Annotated in this window: 16 protein-coding genes and 1 riboswitch; of the genes, 10 read left to right on the top strand and 6 right to left on the bottom strand. The window is 52.4% G+C overall.

Features of this window, described 5'->3' with window-relative positions; genetic code table 11:
- Positions 1-23 precede the first annotated feature (23 nt).
- The 7 genes from H9Q13_RS12435 to H9Q13_RS12405 all read left to right on the top strand — a co-directional run bounded on the left by H9Q13_RS12435 (position 24) and on the right by H9Q13_RS12405 (position 6,755).
- Positions 24-425: a YkvA family protein gene (locus H9Q13_RS12435; protein WP_191184139.1), complete on the top strand. Its 402-nt coding sequence runs from the start codon at positions 24-26 to the stop codon at positions 423-425.
- 292 nt (positions 426-717) lie between these two features.
- Complete coding sequence (locus tag H9Q13_RS12430) at positions 718-1,296, top strand: RNA polymerase sigma factor (RefSeq protein ID WP_191184138.1); 579 nt, start codon at positions 718-720, stop codon at positions 1,294-1,296.
- The gene (locus H9Q13_RS12425) at positions 1,280-2,980 is read left to right on the top strand and encodes an outer membrane beta-barrel protein (RefSeq protein ID WP_191184137.1); all 1,701 of its coding nucleotides are present in this window, start codon (positions 1,280-1,282) and stop codon (positions 2,978-2,980) included. Before H9Q13_RS12430 ends, H9Q13_RS12425 begins: the two co-directional genes overlap by 17 nt.
- A gap of 260 nt (positions 2,981-3,240) precedes the next feature.
- Positions 3,241-3,702: a hypothetical protein gene (locus tag H9Q13_RS12420; protein ID WP_191184136.1), complete on the top strand. Its 462-nt coding sequence runs from the start codon at positions 3,241-3,243 to the stop codon at positions 3,700-3,702.
- A 134-nt stretch (positions 3,703-3,836) separates the two neighbouring features.
- Complete coding sequence (locus tag H9Q13_RS12415; protein WP_191184135.1) at positions 3,837-4,214, top strand: hypothetical protein; 378 nt, start codon at positions 3,837-3,839, stop codon at positions 4,212-4,214.
- 169 nt (positions 4,215-4,383) lie between these two features.
- Positions 4,384-6,411, top strand: a complete 2,028-nt coding sequence (gene uvrB, locus H9Q13_RS12410; protein ID WP_191184134.1) for an excinuclease ABC subunit UvrB — start codon at positions 4,384-4,386, stop codon at positions 6,409-6,411.
- 134 nt (positions 6,412-6,545) lie between these two features.
- On the top strand, positions 6,546-6,755 hold the full coding sequence (locus H9Q13_RS12405; RefSeq protein ID WP_191184133.1) for an alkylphosphonate utilization protein: 210 nt from the start codon (positions 6,546-6,548) through the stop codon (positions 6,753-6,755).
- A gap of 94 nt (positions 6,756-6,849) precedes the next feature.
- Here H9Q13_RS12405 and H9Q13_RS12400 read toward each other — a convergent pair whose 3' ends face one another.
- The 3 genes from H9Q13_RS12400 to H9Q13_RS12390 all read right to left on the bottom strand — a co-directional run bounded on the left by H9Q13_RS12400 (position 6,850) and on the right by H9Q13_RS12390 (position 9,942).
- Positions 6,850-9,054 carry a B12-binding domain-containing radical SAM protein gene (locus tag H9Q13_RS12400; RefSeq protein WP_191184132.1) on the bottom strand — a complete coding sequence of 735 codons (2,205 nt, stop codon included), beginning with the start codon at positions 9,052-9,054 and terminating at the stop codon, positions 6,850-6,852.
- 443 nt (positions 9,055-9,497) lie between these two features.
- A complete protein-coding gene (locus H9Q13_RS12395) occupies positions 9,498-9,716 on the bottom strand; it encodes a DUF2798 domain-containing protein (protein ID WP_191184131.1) in 219 nt (72 codons plus the stop codon).
- A 49-nt stretch (positions 9,717-9,765) separates the two neighbouring features.
- The gene (locus H9Q13_RS12390; RefSeq protein WP_191184130.1) at positions 9,766-9,942 is read right to left on the bottom strand and encodes a hypothetical protein; all 177 of its coding nucleotides are present in this window, start codon (positions 9,940-9,942) and stop codon (positions 9,766-9,768) included.
- Between the two features lie 145 nt (positions 9,943-10,087).
- Between H9Q13_RS12390 and H9Q13_RS12385 the strand changes: the two genes are divergently transcribed.
- Positions 10,088-10,378, top strand: a complete 291-nt coding sequence (locus H9Q13_RS12385) for a hypothetical protein (RefSeq protein ID WP_191184129.1) — start codon at positions 10,088-10,090, stop codon at positions 10,376-10,378.
- Between the two features lie 86 nt (positions 10,379-10,464).
- On the opposite strand, the gene H9Q13_RS12380 is transcribed toward H9Q13_RS12385, so the two are convergent.
- On the bottom strand, positions 10,465-11,592 hold the full coding sequence (locus H9Q13_RS12380; protein WP_191184128.1) for a DUF5074 domain-containing protein: 1,128 nt from the start codon (positions 11,590-11,592) through the stop codon (positions 10,465-10,467).
- A 24-nt stretch (positions 11,593-11,616) separates the two neighbouring features.
- Positions 11,617-13,530: a TonB-dependent receptor plug domain-containing protein gene (locus H9Q13_RS12375; RefSeq protein ID WP_317173899.1), complete on the bottom strand. Its 1,914-nt coding sequence runs from the start codon at positions 13,528-13,530 to the stop codon at positions 11,617-11,619.
- Positions 13,531-13,634: 104 nt separating this feature from the next.
- Positions 13,635-13,839: riboswitch (cobalamin riboswitch) on the bottom strand.
- Positions 13,840-13,980: 141 nt separating this feature from the next.
- Between H9Q13_RS12375 and H9Q13_RS12370 the strand changes: the two genes are divergently transcribed.
- Entirely contained in the window at positions 13,981-14,580 is a 600-nt protein-coding gene (locus H9Q13_RS12370) for a DNA-3-methyladenine glycosylase (protein ID WP_191184126.1), read from the top strand.
- A 3-nt stretch (positions 14,581-14,583) separates the two neighbouring features.
- Here the strand turns inward: H9Q13_RS12370 and H9Q13_RS12365 are convergent, their stop codons facing one another.
- On the bottom strand, positions 14,584-15,324 hold the full coding sequence (locus H9Q13_RS12365) for an EcsC family protein (RefSeq protein WP_191184125.1): 741 nt from the start codon (positions 15,322-15,324) through the stop codon (positions 14,584-14,586).
- Between the two features lie 26 nt (positions 15,325-15,350).
- Between H9Q13_RS12365 and H9Q13_RS18055 the strand changes: the two genes are divergently transcribed.
- A partial coding sequence (locus H9Q13_RS18055; protein ID WP_224744266.1) for a hypothetical protein occupies positions 15,351-15,534 on the top strand: 184 nt, incomplete at its 3' end.

The raw sequence follows: 15,534 nt of genomic DNA, 5'->3' as shown, positions 1-15,534 counted from the left end.
ACGCACGCCTTACCCTAATACCCATGATGCAGTTGACTTACCTACGCCAGAAGGCGCATGAGATGAATGCAGAGATATATGCCTTGTACCTGTCTGCCCGCCACCCGGAGGTAAGATGGTATGTCCCATTTCTTTTAGCTGTTGTGATCGGGTATGCAATCTCTCCAATAGACTTCATACCTGACCTGGTGCCCGTTTTCGGTTTTATAGACGACGTGGTGCTGGTTGCATTGGGGCTGCATATGGCCTACCAGCTGGTTTCCAAAAATGTGTTAGGGCAGGCAAGACTAAAAGCCTATGAAGTGCTGAGCCATGAAAGCGACGCTGCTACAAAAGCTTATCAAGTCATAGGTTATGCCTGGGTGCTGGCGGCGGCGGCAGTGGCCATTCTGTTCTACAAGCTACTGTTCATTTCAATTTTGTAACGAATTTCTCACCTCAAATATACCAACGAAGGCCTTTCCATTGTGGAAGGCCTTCATTGGTTTCAGGCCCATGCCACCATGCCCTCCTGGCGTTAGTGGTCCCATTAAGTGCCCAATCCCAAATAGGTAAGGATTGTCATGTTCAAACACTAAATTTTACTAGCTTTACCTGGCAGGTAACTTGTTCATGCTTCAGGGCACCTGCTGAGAGCGCCTTAAAAAATATTTTATAGGGCTTGCAACCATTGCCTGTCTATGGGACTCATAGAGGTGAAGCTAACAGAAAAGGCGTTTGAAGCTTTTTACAAAACCTAAGTCAGACGAGGATAAACTCATAGAGGGGTGCATGGCCGGCAAGCGGGACATGCAACGGCTCCTGTATGACCTTTATTCCAAGAAGATGATGGTGGTTTGTCTGCGCTACGCGCCTACCAGCTTTGAGGCAGAGGATATGATGCAGGAGGGGTTTGTGAAAGTGTTCGCCAATATTCAGAATTTCAAGCGGGACTGTCCGCTGGAGTTTTGGGTACGGCGCATCATGATCAACACGGCCCTGAAACAACTGCGCCAAAAGTCGCTTATGACCGTTTCACATGAAACGGAAGAGGCGGGCAATATCGCATCGGCAGATGTCAACCTAACCGGCTACTCCATGGATGAGTTGCTGGGCATGATCCAAAGCCTCGCCCCACGTTACCGCATGGTGTTCAACCTGTACGCCATCGAGGGTTACAATCACAAAGAAATAGGGGAGATGCTGGGCATTTCCGAAGGAACCTCCAAATCACAATATTCACGCGCCCGTGTCATACTGCAAGGTATGCTCGAGCGCCAGGATAAAATATATCAAGAGCATGTCATCAGCCAATAACCAAAAGCGCCATACCCTGGAAGAGGAGTTCCAGCGCCGCCTGTTCGACGCTGAGGCCAATCCTGCCCCAGACCTGTGGGCCCGTATAGACCACGACCTGACAGTGCAGGAAAATAAGGGCTACAAGAAGAGCGCACAATTCTACCGTCAACTCGCGGCGGCCTGTTTCGTTTTGTTTGCCTTAACGGGCTCCCTGCTAGCCTTCTACTACAACCGCAACCTGCCTATGGGTGCTTCGCCGCAAGGTATAGCCGCCCGGCCTGAAGCAGGCCAAGCCTCCCTGGCACCGGTAACGCCAGAAGCGGCCATGCAAGCTTACCTGGAACAGCGCGCGGAGCCGGCAGGCGCTGCGCAGCCCCAAACTGCTCAGGCCATACCAAAGCCCGGCACACGTGGTGTTGCAGGCTCCGAAGCCAGGCATTCAGCTCAGGCAGTTGCCATAACAGGCGGGCAAGGCGAAATGGGTACGTACTACAACGCCGGAGCCGGGTATAGCCCCTTTCTGGGATACAGCGTGGCGCCTACAGCCAGGCAGGGCAAAGGTTTTGTGTCAGGCGGTGTTCCGGGTAGTATAGGCTCAGGTATAAACGGGCCCTGGGCTACAAGCGGCAACAGGTATAGCCAAATCATAAGTTGGGAGCGCATCACCATTACCTTCGGCATCGAATCTAATGCAGGGCAATCAGTACCGCAGCGTAACAGTGGCCTGGCAGCCGAGTCCAGGTCTTTTGTGGAAATGAGCGAGCAGCAAAATGCCGTGCGCCAGCAGCAGAGTCAGCAGCAGGCAACGGTGCTTGCCAGCACACTCAACAAAGAGAGCGACAAAGCAGCAGCGCATAACAGCCGCGACAATCGCTGGAGCCTGAGCCTGGCCTATGCGCCAGGCTATTTTGAGCAGAACATCGGTTTACCCGAGCCATCCCGAGTGAGCTCCAGCAGAATGGGGATTGCTTCTTCCTCCTCCGACGTGAATGCCTCTCAGGAGTCGTTCCGGAACATGAGTGCGGCTCGCAATGAGTATCAGGACATGACTGCGCCTGCCTTCTCTTATACCATGGAAGTGAAGACTGGCTTCAAGCTCAAAGAAAAGCTCAAACTCCTGACTGGTATTGGGTATAGTGAGAACACGGCCCGTACTAAATCAAATTATGTGGTGCGCCAGTTCTGGTTTAAGCCGCGTACCAAAGAGCAGTTCGAGATGAGCCCTTCTACCATCTTTCTTTCCTCTCTTAAAAACGATTTTGCGTCCGACTCGATCAGTGTGGCCAGAACCGGTGAGGCGTTTGACGTGGATTACAAGTACCGTTACCTGTCCATACCTGTCGGCTTGCAGTATGAGCACGGCATTGCCAGAGACTGGTTTGTGTATGTGGCAGGCGGCGTAGCGGCCAATTTTATGCTGGAGTCCAGTGTGTCCGCATCGACCAATGAGGTGCAGGCGGTGAATTACTCGCCCAAAGATGAGGAGTCTCCCTTCCGTCAGGTGCAGATGTCAGGCAATGCATCGGTGGGCATAGGCAAGCGGCTGACGCCAAACCTGACGCTGGCGCTCGGCCCTGAGGTGCGAAACTACTTCAGCACGCTTGTAGCCGATCCCGAAAATGCCATGGCCCCTCAAGGCAGACCATACGCGCTGGGCTTGAATGTGGCGCTTAACTATCAATTGGGAGCCGGCAGAAAATAATTGTTTTATTTTTCCATGGGCTTGCAACCCTTTGGCGCAATTAAGAATCATGTAATTGTAAAAAGATTGATTTTTAAAGCGCTATGCAAATGATGCTGTTCATGAGATCCGTTCTTCAATCGTTGATGGCCTTTGTGGCCGCTGGCCGGGAAAACTTATCGGGGTGGTATGTATTGCTGGCGCTTTTGCTCCTGTCAGTCATATTGTCCGGTTGCTCGGGCTTGGTGGTTGGTTCTTAAACGCAGCGTTTTTTCATGGTTATGAAATCCAGAATAGGGCTAGTGGTGCTGGCCGTTTCCTTTGTTGGGCTGACGGCGGGTTGTAACAAAACAGACGAAGACATGCAGCCGATGTTTGAGGAAATGGAAATACAGCAGGCCGTGCAGGGCAAATGGCGCATCGAGAGGGTTAATAACAGGTTGTGCAGAAGCGGCAACTGTGTTTCGGTTGTGTACTACGGGACAGATGACGATTACTTCGAGTTTAAGGCAGACAGTGCTTTTCTGCAGCGCAGGAGCACACAAAGTGCAAACAGTTTATACCGCGACAGTTTCAAGGCGGACTATACCCGCTTAAAAGGAGGCTTTGTACTGCGCAATTTCGGATGGTCTGCGCAGGTCCGGCTCATGCAGCGCCAGGGCAACAAGCTGGTGCTGGAAAGTACCTACAGCGGAACGGAACCTAGCGCCGTGTTCACCGATACTTATTTTTTATACAAGTAAACCAGACTTTCCAAACACAGGGTATATGGAGCTTGCCATGCAGAAGACTGCTACCGCATGGCATCGCACAAAATCGGTACCCTGCTGTTAGGCTGTTACAATCATAATAAAGTTCACCAGTACAATCTACAACTATGAAAAGCACCTTGTGTATCGCCATACTCTGTCTGCTGCTGTCGCTGCTTGCGGTGAGTTGCACAGAGGAGGAGGCGGTGCCTTCGTGCGTGCAGGTGGAGGTAATAGGACCTGACTGTGCAGGGGGCTGGGTTGTACTGAAGGTGCTTGGAGATGAAACAGCACCCGGTCAGCGCAGCAAGGAGTACGTGGGCCAGCTGCAAAGCGGGTTCGTTACGACCGATAACCTGCCTTTGGAGTTACGTAAAGCCGGTCTGTTATTGCACCTTTCACTGGAACGGAACGGCGATTACGGCCCTTTTTGCGCCGCCATATATATGATGTACCCACCCGTCAGAGTAAAGCAGGTATGCCCTGCCAACACGGTGGGGCACTAAGGTTTTGAATGTTTTTGTTAGGAATAGTTAGACGTACAAAGACCTGCTTTCAGAGCAGGTTTTTTGTTTTTCCATACCTTGGCTTTTCCAGCTTTAATATCAACAAAAGCTAAACTTCCAGTTCATTTTTCATGTTATAGTATATCTTTACATGTCGTAAAACCATCGAATGGATTTTAAGCTAACATCAGAATTTCAACCAACCGGCGATCAGCCGAAAGCGATAGCCCAACTCACGAAGGGTATACAGAGCGGAGAACCCGCACAGGTGCTGCTTGGCGCCACGGGTACGGGCAAGACCTTCACGATGGCTAATGTCATCAAGAATGTGGGCAAACCGACCTTGGTGCTGTGCCACAACAAGACCCTGGCGGCCCAGCTCTACGGAGAGTTCAAGCAGTTCTTCCCCGACAACGCGGTAGAATACTTTATCTCTTACTACGACTACTACCAGCCCGAGGCTTACATTGCGTCGTCGGATGTATTCATAGAAAAAGACCTGCAAATTAACGAGGAGATTGAGAAACTGCGTCTACACACGACGTCGGCCCTGCTGTCGGGTCGCCGGGATGTGATTGTGGTGGCGTCGGTGTCTTGTATCTACGGTATCGGTAACCCGGAGGAGTTTGGCAAGAACGTCGTATACCTGGCGCCGGGCCAAAAGTATAGCCGCAACAACCTGCTCTATACCTTTGTGCAGATTCTCTACAGTCGCACTGAGGCGGAGTTCACACGTGGAACATTCCGGGTGAAGGGCGACACGGTCGACATCTTCCCAGCTTATGCAGATTTTGCTTATCGCCTGTACTTCTTCGGCGACGAACTGGAGCAGATACACCGCATCGATCCGCAATCTGGCAAGAAGCTAGCCGACGAGAAAACCATCACACTGTACCCGGCTAACCTCTTCGTGACCGGCAAAGACACGCTGCAGCAGGCTATCCATGAGATACAATACGACATGGTGGCCCAGCACGACTATTTCCTGAAAGAGGACCGACCGGTGGAGGCGAAGCGCATAAAGGAGCGGACCGAGTTTGACCTGGAGATGATCCGCGAATTGGGTTATTGCTCAGGTATAGAGAACTATTCCCGCTACTTCGACCGCCGTGCCCCAGGTGCGCGCCCATTCTGCCTGCTCGATTATTTTCCGGATGATTTCATGATGGTGATTGACGAGAGCCACGTAACCGTACCGCAGGTACGCGCCATGTGGGGAGGCGACCGCTCGCGCAAAGTGTCGCTGGTGGAATATGGCTTCCGACTGCCTGCCGCCATGGATAACCGACCGCTCACGTTCAACGAGTTTGAGAGCCTGATGCATCAGGTAGTGTTTGTGAGCGCCACGCCGGGCGACTATGAGATTCAGAAATCAGAAGGTGTGATTGTAGAGCAGATCATTCGCCCGACCGGCCTGCTGGATCCGGAGATTGAGATACGGCCAAGCGCCAACCAGGTCGATGACCTGCTGGACGAGGTGGACGAACGCATCAAACGAAACGAGCGCGTGTTGGTGACCACACTGACCAAACGCATGTCCGAGGAACTGGCCAAGTACATGGACCGCCTCAACATAAAGGTGAAATACCTGCACTCCGAGGTAAAAACCCTGGACCGTGTGGAAATATTGCGGGAACTGCGCCTGGGTATTATCGATGTGCTGATCGGTGTGAACCTGTTGCGCGAGGGACTTGATTTGCCGGAAGTGAGTTTGGTGGCCATCCTCGACGCTGACAAAGAAGGCTTCCTGCGTGACCAGCGATCCCTTATCCAGACGATGGGGCGAGCTGCCCGTAACGAGCAAGGGCGCGTGATCATGTATGCCGACCGCATTACGGGTTCTATGCAGCGTGCCATCGACGAAACCACCCGCCGCCGCGCCACCCAGATGGCCTACAACGAGGAGCATGGCATTACGCCGCGCACAATCCTCAAGACCAAGGACGAGATATTTGAGCAGACATCGGTTGCTGACTCCAAGAAAAAAGAGGTGAAGATGTACGCCGGTCCGGAGGATGTGTCGATTGCGGCTGAACCGGTGATCCAGATGATGAAGCGCGACGAGCTCGAAAAGCTCATCAAGAAAACCGAGAAGCAGATGGAAGCCGCCGCCAAAGACCTCGACTTTCTGCAGGCTGCCAAGTATCGGGATGAACTCGCTGAGCTGCGGCAGTTACTCAAATCGAAGCGGGATTAAGGTATAGGCAGGTATATGATTTAGAGGCACCCAGGGCTCAGGCTATGGGTGCCTCTTTGCATGATAATTTCTGATATGGCCTTCAAATTTGTAGCTTGCAGCTCAATCAAGGTGTCACTTCGAACCGTAATAACATGGAAACCAAAGACAGCAACGGCAACATCCTCAACGACGGCGACTCCGTGCACGTGGTAAAAGACCTGAAAGTGAAAGGGATGTCTACCACCCTGAAGCGAGGCAACGTGATCAAGGGCATCCGTTTGACAGGCAGCCCCCATGAGGTGGAGTGCCGGATGGGCAAGAGCACAGTGGTGTTAAAGACGGAATTTTTGAAAAAGGCATAAGGGAGCATTACAGGTATAAAAAGGAAAAGGCGCCTCAAAAGCGCCTTTTCCTTTTTACAGTCTTATTTTAGAACTTGAATTTTTAAATCCCAACTTACAGCAACAACAAGCCCTTCTCCCGCAGCTCAAACCAGACCGGCGAGGCCAAAAACTCTACGAAATTCATATGCGCGTCTGGTGGGTAGGTCGCTTCCAATTGCTGTAGCGTTACAGATGGAGCCTCTTCCGTGCTCAACAAAGTCAACTGCTCCAGTAGCCACTGGCCGATATTAGCCGTGGTTTTGATCTGGAAATCTTCGGCTTTCTCGTAAAACGTCAGGACGCAACGCTCAATGGTTTGACCTTTCTTTGCATACATCATAAAGTCGATCTCGGGCACGTTACCCAGCCAGAACACGCGGGCCAGCTTGCGATCGCTGTCCGGTTTGGCGGGTTCCTGTATGGCTTTGGCGATCAGGTTACGGTCGGTGGTGACACGCGGCACCTTAAAATCAAACCAGAAGGAAAGTGGCTCTTCCAATGCAACACCGTGCATGTAGTTGTAAATGGCTTTCGCCAGACCCGGACCGAACATCTCGTGGTCGGTGCCCTGCGGGTCGTCGTGCCAGAGGTCATTGTTGGCAAAGTCACCTTCCGGTGGTCCCACTCTTACCACACCAAACTTCTCGGGGTGCTTGCCCACCGGACTGTGCGCCGTCATGCTGAAACGGTGCCAGTAGCCGGACTGGATTACGCCATTCAGGAAAAGTTGCCGCACCACTTCCAGCGAGTCAATCGTCTCTTGTGCCGTTTGCGTCGGGAAACCATACATGAGGTAGGCATGCACCATGATGCCGGCCTGGGTAAAACCATCTGTCACGCGGGCCACTTGTGCGATGCTCACGCCTTTTTGCATCAGGCTAAGTAAGCGGTCAGAGGCTACTTCCAAACCACCCGATACAGCAATGCAACCCGAAGCGGCCAGCAAGCGGCAGAGGTCAGGCGTAAAGGTTTTCTCGAAGCGGATATTGCCCCACCAGGTGATCTTGACACCACGTCGGATCAGCTCAATGGCCAGGTCGCGCAGGGCAGCAGGCGGTGCGGCTTCGTCTACAAAATGGAAACCAGTTTGACCTGTCTGGGCGATGATCTGCTCGATGCGGTCGACCAGCAAGGTGGCAGGAGCCGTTTCGTAGCGAGAAATATAATCAAGGGTGATGTCGCAGAAAGAGCAACGCTTCCAGTAGCAGCCGTGCGCCACGGTGAGTTTGTTCCAGCGGCCATCGCTCCAAAGGCGGTGCATCGGGTTGATCACGTCGATCACCGACAGGTAATCCTGCAGTGGCAGGTCGCTGTAGTCGGGTGTGCCGACCTCGGTGTGCGGAATGTCCTTGTCCAGGCAGCCGTTTATAAACTCCACTTTACCATCCTGCAGCATAAAAGTGCGCTGCAGAAAATCCACCTGGCGCTCGCCTTGTAGGTATTCCAATAGTTTCAGCCACGGGCCTTCGCCGTCATCCAATGTCACAAAATCAATGTATTGGAACAGGCGCGGCTCACGCAAGCTGCGCAGCTCTGTATTTGGGTAGCCGCCTCCCATCAGGGTATGGATGTGTGGATAATTTGCTTTAATATACTGGGCTAGCCTCAAGCCACCGTAAAGGTTACCCGGGAAAGGTATAGAAAAGCCCACGACATCCGGTTTCACTTCTTGCAAGCGCTCTTCCAGCAACTCCAAAAGCATTTGGTCCACCAGGTTGGGTTCCGTCTGCAAGGCTTCTTCCAGCGGGTCAAACGAGGTAGCCGACATGGCCAGTTTATCGGCGTAGCGGCTGAAGGCGAAGTAAGGGCAAATGGTCTCTTTGATCAGGTCGCCGAGGTCTTCCAGGTATAGCGTGGCCAGGTAGCGGGCCCGGTCAGTAATACCCATACTGCCGAATGCCCAATCGATGTCTTCCACCTGGTCGAAACGGGAGGCTTCGGGTAGGTAGCGGCTGTAGCTGATCTGTTGGGCCAGGGTATTGTCCTTGTTCTGCAGAAAATGGATGACCGGTTCGATCGTGTTCAGGTATTCCCGCTTAAGGCGCACCATGCGGCGGCTATTGTCCGATAGCTCGAAGGCACCTGCTTCGATCGCCTCGAAAATTCTGCCCAGGCCCGCCTTCGTGAACATACGCAGCACCAACTCAATGCCAAAATCGGCTTGCGTGAGGGTATAGCCTTGTCCCTGCAGGAAGCCTTTGATATAGGCGGTAGCAGGGTATGGCGTGTTAAGCTGCGTGAGCGGCGGCGTAATAAGCAGTATAGTTGGTTTCTTCAAGTCTGAGGATTCTTATAATAACAGGCACCTGAATAAGGCGCGGACTACAAAACTACTGATTCTGCAGCGCTTTCGAAATAAATACTGCCCCTTCAACAGTGCCGAGTCGAGGCGGGTTCAATTGTTAGATACTGGTGATGAGCGGCTTATATTAAGTTGACAGGAAGGGGAGAGAGAATAATGCACTTTAATCATATTTATTGATATAAATCAATCTAAATATTTATATATTTGTATTATAATCATCAAAAGTTGAATGCTTCAGGGCTGGTGAAATAGTCTAAGTTTGGTTAGAGCTTTTTCAGGTCGCGGAATGCGGCGCAAAAAAAATCGCCTGAAGCAGTGGCTTGTGATGGTGTAAGTGTTTCAATTGTTCCCGATATGAGAAAGGCCCGTGATGTTGTCACGGGCTTTTCCAGTTTAAAAACTTACCGCAGTAGCTTCTATAGTTTGTTAACGAGGTAGTTGACGCCCGGCACAATAGCGAGCACGGTGGTGCCCACCAGTATAAACAGCACCGAAAACATACGAAACCAGTTCAGGAAGAAGTTGTCGGCGAACCCAAAAGTATAGAGTTGCAGGGCTGATGCCGAGAACAGGCAGAGCAAAAAGATAACCAGCAGCTTGCGCTTAACGGACGGCTTCAGAATAGCTTTTTTCATAAAAAAAACGTGAAGCCGCAAAGGTAAGGTATAGCGGCGTAGCTTACTATCAGGCATGGCCTTTTTGTGCCTCTGCGTCAGAACTGTCGTCTTTTGTGTTTGTAGGATCATTTTCGCCGGTGCCCTGCGGTGGTGGCGATTGCTGTTGTCCTTTTACCTTGTTTACATCCGTGGACATCTCCTTGGTTGTTTTTGGGGGCTGGTGCTTATCTTGTTTCTTTTCCATAGCGTGATTCATTAGTCTTGTAGAATCATACGTTGAGCAGGGTTGTTGCAGTGTTTTTTCAACTCAATTTGTGGGCTGGTCGTACATTATCATGCGAGCTGCCGAAGGAGTGCTCCGCTATTAAAACCGTAAAACGAATCAAACTATGAAATCGATAAAGAAGAAAGCCTACCTGTTTGCCATAGCTCTGTTAGGTGTAGGTATGGCCGCCTGCAGCACAGGCACCGACCCAGGCGAAACCAATGTAGAGCGCAGCGATATTGAGGAGACCGAAGAAATGGACCGTACCGGTAGATACAGTGATACCACTGCGGAATATGAGGAAATATATGAAGGCAGAGAAGAAACCGCCATTGGCGACAGCGCCTACAACCAGGAGGGCAAACGCGATAAACGCTACGACAAAAACCTGAACCAGAACCCTAAGAAACAATAAGGGAACAGTATAAACCAGAACTGCCCGGCTTCCGCAAAGAGGCTGGGCAGTTCTGGTTTCAGGTATAGCTAAATTAGGGTATAAGCCTAGCGGAAGACAAAGCCGTTGGGAGCAATCCCCACCTGAAAAGAATCGACTGCTGCGCCGCTTTGGTTGTTGTAGCGCACCACCCAGCCATTTGAAGTAAAGTTCGGGGCTTTTCCTGCGTAGATCATACCTGAGCCCGGGTCTATACCCAAGCCGTTGAAGCCATAAGGCACATAAGTGCCACGGTCGATGAGCGGCTTGGTTGCTAAGGAGTTGCTATTCACCTGCTGCTCATATACCCTGTTATTGTACACATAGTAAAGCTTATCGCGGCTATCGTTAACCGTCAGTTTGCTTGGAGAAGGCGCATTGCGCGAAAAAGTCAGGACACTGCTAACCGAATTGTTGCCAGGATTGATTTTGGTAAGTGTACCAGGGGTGCTGTTCTCCTCGCTCACGGACCAGTCTGCCGGGTTGTATACTTTCTTGCCTCGGCTGCTCACCCACAGCACATTGTTGCGGTCCAATGCCAAACTGTTTGGGCCCTCATTCACCGTGACGGAAGTCTCCACAGCATCGGTTGCCGTGTTGATTACCGATACGGTACTGCCGCCACTGTTAGCAACAAACAATTTACCACCGCTGATGACCAATTGCTCCGGCTGCACGCCTACCGTGATCGTACGGGAAACCGTGAGTGTTTTCAAGTCGATCACCGCTACCCGGCCGTTGCCATACGCATAAGTCACTGGGTCGTAATCCAGCCACTCGGTTACATAGCCTTTGTCTTCGTTCAGGGCCGTGAAGTAACGCGGCGCGTTTAAACCCGTGATCTCGCCCTCGGCTTTCAGGGTGTTGGCGTTGGCCACGGTCACTTTGCCACTGTTATTCATCACCAGGAAAGCCCGATCGCCGTGCACAGACAGGTGCTGCAAAACATCGCCCAGCACCAGCGGGTTGTTCACCTTCTTGAAGGCCTCATTCTCAACCGAACGGCTATCATGGCTATAAAAACTAACCGAGGCATTTGATTTTGTAAAGGCTCCCTCGTTAGAGATCAGCACGCCGTTGCGGGCATACTCGCCTGTCGGTCCGTCGGAAGCTTTATCGCAACTGGCAAAAACTACGGCACAGGAAGCAAAGGCAGCGGAAAAAAGCAGGCTGCGGAAGCGGGTAATCTTTTTCATGTTTATATGTTTATTGAAATATGGTTAGAGTATGATAAAGCGAAGACTGGCTGCAAAACTGCGGGGTGGCATGGGCATGTTTTCCAGGACATGGTAATCGGTGTTGGTGGCATTGTCGGTGCGTAGCGAGGCAATGAGTTGGTATGGACCAACACCAAATTTCTTGTTCAGTGCCAGGCTCAGCAAGGTATAGGCCGGCAGACTGGAGGTGTTGCTGTTGTTGGTATAGCGTAAACCGTTGTAAGTAATATTGCCCAGCAAAGTCCAGGAACGGAAAGCCACATCAGTGCCTAGTTGAGCCTTGTGCAGCGGGACATGCGCCAGCTGTTGATGCAACTCTTCGGGACCTTCATAAGCCTTCACCTGCTCGGAGGCGGTATAGGTATAGCCGGCGGTGGCTGCGAGATCAAACTCGCCTAGCTTCTGGCTGGCACGGCTACTCATTTCTATACCTTGTGACCGCACTTTTTGTAGGTTGCGGGGCGACCAGTAACCGGATTCGAGGGGCATCCACTGCACCCAGTTGTCGACGAGCATGCGGTACAACGATGCTTCCGTTTCTATCAGGATGGTGCCCTGGGAGTATACATGCCGCAAGCCGCCTTCGAAGCTCCAGCCTTGTTCGGGTTTGATGTCGGGGTTGCCGCCCGGTCGCCAGAAGCGCTCGTTCAGCGTCGGCACCCGGTAGCTGCCCGAAATGTTGCCTTTCAGGTATAGCCGATGATCGCCTTGTTCCAGCATGAGCCAGTTGGCACCGAGGGTTGGGGCAGGAATGGGGTTATAGCCTTTCACAAAAGCCTGCCGCAGATTCAGGCTCAGATCCAAGCGACGAGCCGGGTCAAATCGGAAAAGCAGGAAAGCGGCGGCCCGGTCTTCGGTCACCTTTCTGCCATAGCCCTGCACATCGGCGGCAAAGTGCTGCAGGTTCACGCCACCGCGCAGACTCCAGCGACTGGCGTAGGAATAGGTTTGCTCTGTCTGCAGTTGAAAAGTGTTGATATCGGTGACGGAATGGTTGCTGTTGTCAGTGAAGCGGAGGTAGTCGGAGAACCAAGCGGCCTTCACACTGGTCTGGCCCCAACGGCTGTCATGCCCCAAGTCGGCCATCAGGCGCAGGTTCTTATCGAGTTGCTGGGCATTTGTGCTGGCGGCGCCCAGCGCTGACTGCACTTCGCGGTCGGCATAGGTATACCAGCCGTGTAGTGCAAGGCGCGTTTTTTCAGTTAGTTGCCAGGTCACATCCTGCGTGAAGCCGTGTTGCTCCACCCGGGCCTGCTCCTGCCGGCGGGTAGGTGCTCCGAAGCTGCCGTAGTCGCGGTAAGGAAAATCGTTTTCAGCCGCCAAGCGGTAACCACTCAGCCCTACGGAAATTTTCTGGCCACCATACCTTGCCCCGGCGCTGGAAAAGTAACGCCCAAAACTGCTAAGCTCCTGTTGCAACTCTGCCCCGAAGCCGGGTTCATTTAAAGTGGGTGAATGCAACAGGATGGCTCCGCCAATGGCACCGCTGCCATAGGTAGCGCCAGCGGCACCGTGCTGCACGGCCACCTCTCCTAAACTTGTGACTGGCAGGGTGGAAAAATCGCTTTGGCCCAAGGCAGGCGAACTAATGTTGAGTCCGTTCCAGAGCACGGCGGTGTGGGTGGCGCTGGTTCCCCGGAAGGTAGGGGTGGCAATGCCGCTGGCTCCGTAGGTTTTCAGGAAGATGGGGGTACGGGCCTGCAGCACATCGGCCAGCGAACCGGAAGCATAGGTTTTCAGGAAGCTGCTGTCCAGGCTGCTCACGCGACTACCCGCTGCAAAGACTTCGGCGGGTTTGCCAAAGACCTCCACTGTTTTCAGTTGATACACAGCTGTATCCTGCTGCGCCAGGGCTGCCGGGGTTATACCTGCCAAAAGGGACAGGCAACAAAAAAGACGGTAAGATAAAGGTACCACGTATACGCTTGCTTAAATCCCGAAGCATGCCAGCAGATATAGGGCAGGAACAGCGCGCGCAGGTATAGCGAAGGCCGTGCAGCTTTTTACCCGAAAGCATACGACTATGTGTTGTCGGACTGGCAGGTCTCCTGGCTCTCTTCAGTCAGCCGGCCTTCCCATGCAGCGAATGCTGCACAGTGGCGTTGGTGTTGGCTAACCCTCTATCGAAGATCACAGTTGCGGGAACAGCATAGGTCTTACACCTATTTCCCTTTTAAGGCATTTACCACGAAAGCAGTAAAGGCCACCAATCTGGCGTAAAGATAATGACTATTTATGAATGCGTCACGAATAATGCATGATTATGAGTAGAGGATGAAAGCGTGGTACATATACCTGTCTTTCTCCGTAATATATTATTTGTGAATCAACTGTACCACTCATTACACAATAACCAATATTCATCACGTGAAGCTCGAAAAATCATTCTATACCCGCCCCGATGTCGTGCAGGTCGCGCAGGATTTGTTGGGGAAGCACCTGTACACGCAGCATAACGGTATCCTGACCGGGGGCATCATTGTAGAGACGGAAGCCTATTCGGGGGTAGGGGACAAGGCTTGCCATGCGCATCTGAACCGACGGACCAAGCGTACCGAAATCATGTACCACGAAGGCGGTGTGGCTTATGTGTACTTGGTGTACGGCATGTATAACCTGTTCAACATCATCACCAACGTGGAAGGCCAGGCCGATGCCGTGCTGGTGCGGGCTATCGAGCCCACCGAGGGGATAGAGGAAATGCTGCTGCGGCGCAACATGGCCAGCCCAAAGCCCAATCTTACGGCCGGCCCCGGCGTGCTGAGCATCGCCCTGGGGATAGATCGGAAGCACTATGGCACACCGCTTACCGGCGACACAATTTGGGTAGAAGATAGAGGTGTAGAAGTGCAGGCCGAAGGTATAGCTATTGGCCCGCGCATAGGGATTGACTATGCCGGAGAGGATGCCCTGCTGCCCTGGCGCTTCTGGCTGAAAGGCAACAAGTGGGTGAGCCGTAAGAAATAAAGCCTACCGGATGCGCTGGCTGCTTATTCCTTGCACCCAGCGCATGCGATAGGCGTTCATGGCTGTGTTGCCCAGTTTGTTGATGAGCCTGTAGTTGACCACCGCGCCAATCGGAGCCCCAATAATAGGTATAAGCTGTGCCATTTTAGCCAGATCGATGTAGTCGCGGTACTCCTGCTGGAAGGTGCGCCAGTCAAACTGGTGAATGTCCTGCGGCAGGTGTTGGGCCTGAACTTCCCAATTTTCGAGGAGCTGGTATACCTGTCGGCGCTGTTCCTGGCTACTGAAAGCCAATTGGAAGATATGCAGCAGGTATAGGCGCTCCCGGTAGTCGTCGGCTGAGTAGCCGTAGAGCGCGGCTATCTCGAAAAGCATTTTTAGCTTGAGGCCCAACAGCAACGGAAAGTCCGCGAAGCCCAGCAGAATGCCGCCTGCTCCGATAATGCCGCCTTCTGCCGCTGCCGCTCTTTTGTAAAATTTTATACGTTCCTGAATCAGCGCCTCGGTAAGCTGCAGCGAGGTAAAAGGGTGGGGCTTGCGGGTAGTCAGTTCGGAGCCGAACAGCACGGCCCGCACCATTTGCTTGATGGTGCCTGTGATCGCCTGGTGTACCTTCTCTGGAATGTAACTGTTCAGTTTTCGCTGCGCTCTCATGGCCAGCGTGTTGGCAAAGGAGGGGGACCTTTGCATTTGGTGCTGCCAGATTCTTAACTCCTGTGTCGCGTATTCTTCGTATGCAGTCATGGTGCGCTCAATCGATACTGGTTGAAATGAATCTGGTTAAACTGCAGGCATCTGCAGGATTGTCTTCTAAATATAAGGTAAAAATTAGGTTGTGGTCTACAATGTATGATGCGGGAATAAGTATGGCAGCAAGGGTGTTTACAGGAAGTTATGTGCGAGATAACTATCCAGGTAAATTGCCCCTACTGCCACAGTATGAAGGTAGTAAAA

Origin of the sequence: Pontibacter aquaedesilientis (genome assembly GCF_014773225.1) — a bacterium.
GTDB classification, from domain to species: Bacteria; Bacteroidota; Bacteroidia; order Cytophagales; family Hymenobacteraceae; genus Pontibacter; species Pontibacter aquaedesilientis.
The sequence above is the reverse complement of the archived record's forward strand: the minus strand, read 5'-3'. Positions and strand labels throughout refer to the sequence as shown.

What these genes read in the sequence shown, in the direction of transcription:
- uvrB (WP_191184134.1), top strand. Translation starts at nt 4,384, where the DNA reads ATGGATTTTAAGCTAACATCAGAATTTCAACCAACCGGCGATCAGCCG.
- H9Q13_RS12395 (WP_191184131.1), bottom strand. Translation starts at nt 9,716, where the DNA reads ATGAAAAAAGCTATTCTGAAGCCGTCCGTTAAGCGCAAGCTGCTGGTT.
- H9Q13_RS12415 (WP_191184135.1), top strand. Translation starts at nt 3,837, where the DNA reads ATGAAAAGCACCTTGTGTATCGCCATACTCTGTCTGCTGCTGTCGCTG.
- H9Q13_RS12425 (WP_191184137.1), top strand. Translation starts at nt 1,280, where the DNA reads ATGTCATCAGCCAATAACCAAAAGCGCCATACCCTGGAAGAGGAGTTC.
- H9Q13_RS12435 (WP_191184139.1), top strand. Translation starts at nt 24, where the DNA reads ATGATGCAGTTGACTTACCTACGCCAGAAGGCGCATGAGATGAATGCA.
- H9Q13_RS12385 (WP_191184129.1), top strand. Translation starts at nt 10,088, where the DNA reads ATGAAATCGATAAAGAAGAAAGCCTACCTGTTTGCCATAGCTCTGTTA.
- H9Q13_RS12420 (WP_191184136.1), top strand. Translation starts at nt 3,241, where the DNA reads ATGAAATCCAGAATAGGGCTAGTGGTGCTGGCCGTTTCCTTTGTTGGG.
- H9Q13_RS12390 (WP_191184130.1), bottom strand. Translation starts at nt 9,942, where the DNA reads ATGGAAAAGAAACAAGATAAGCACCAGCCCCCAAAAACAACCAAGGAG.
- H9Q13_RS12405 (WP_191184133.1), top strand. Translation starts at nt 6,546, where the DNA reads ATGGAAACCAAAGACAGCAACGGCAACATCCTCAACGACGGCGACTCC.
- H9Q13_RS12365 (WP_191184125.1), bottom strand. Translation starts at nt 15,324, where the DNA reads ATGACTGCATACGAAGAATACGCGACACAGGAGTTAAGAATCTGGCAG.
- H9Q13_RS12380 (WP_191184128.1), bottom strand. Translation starts at nt 11,592, where the DNA reads ATGAAAAAGATTACCCGCTTCCGCAGCCTGCTTTTTTCCGCTGCCTTT.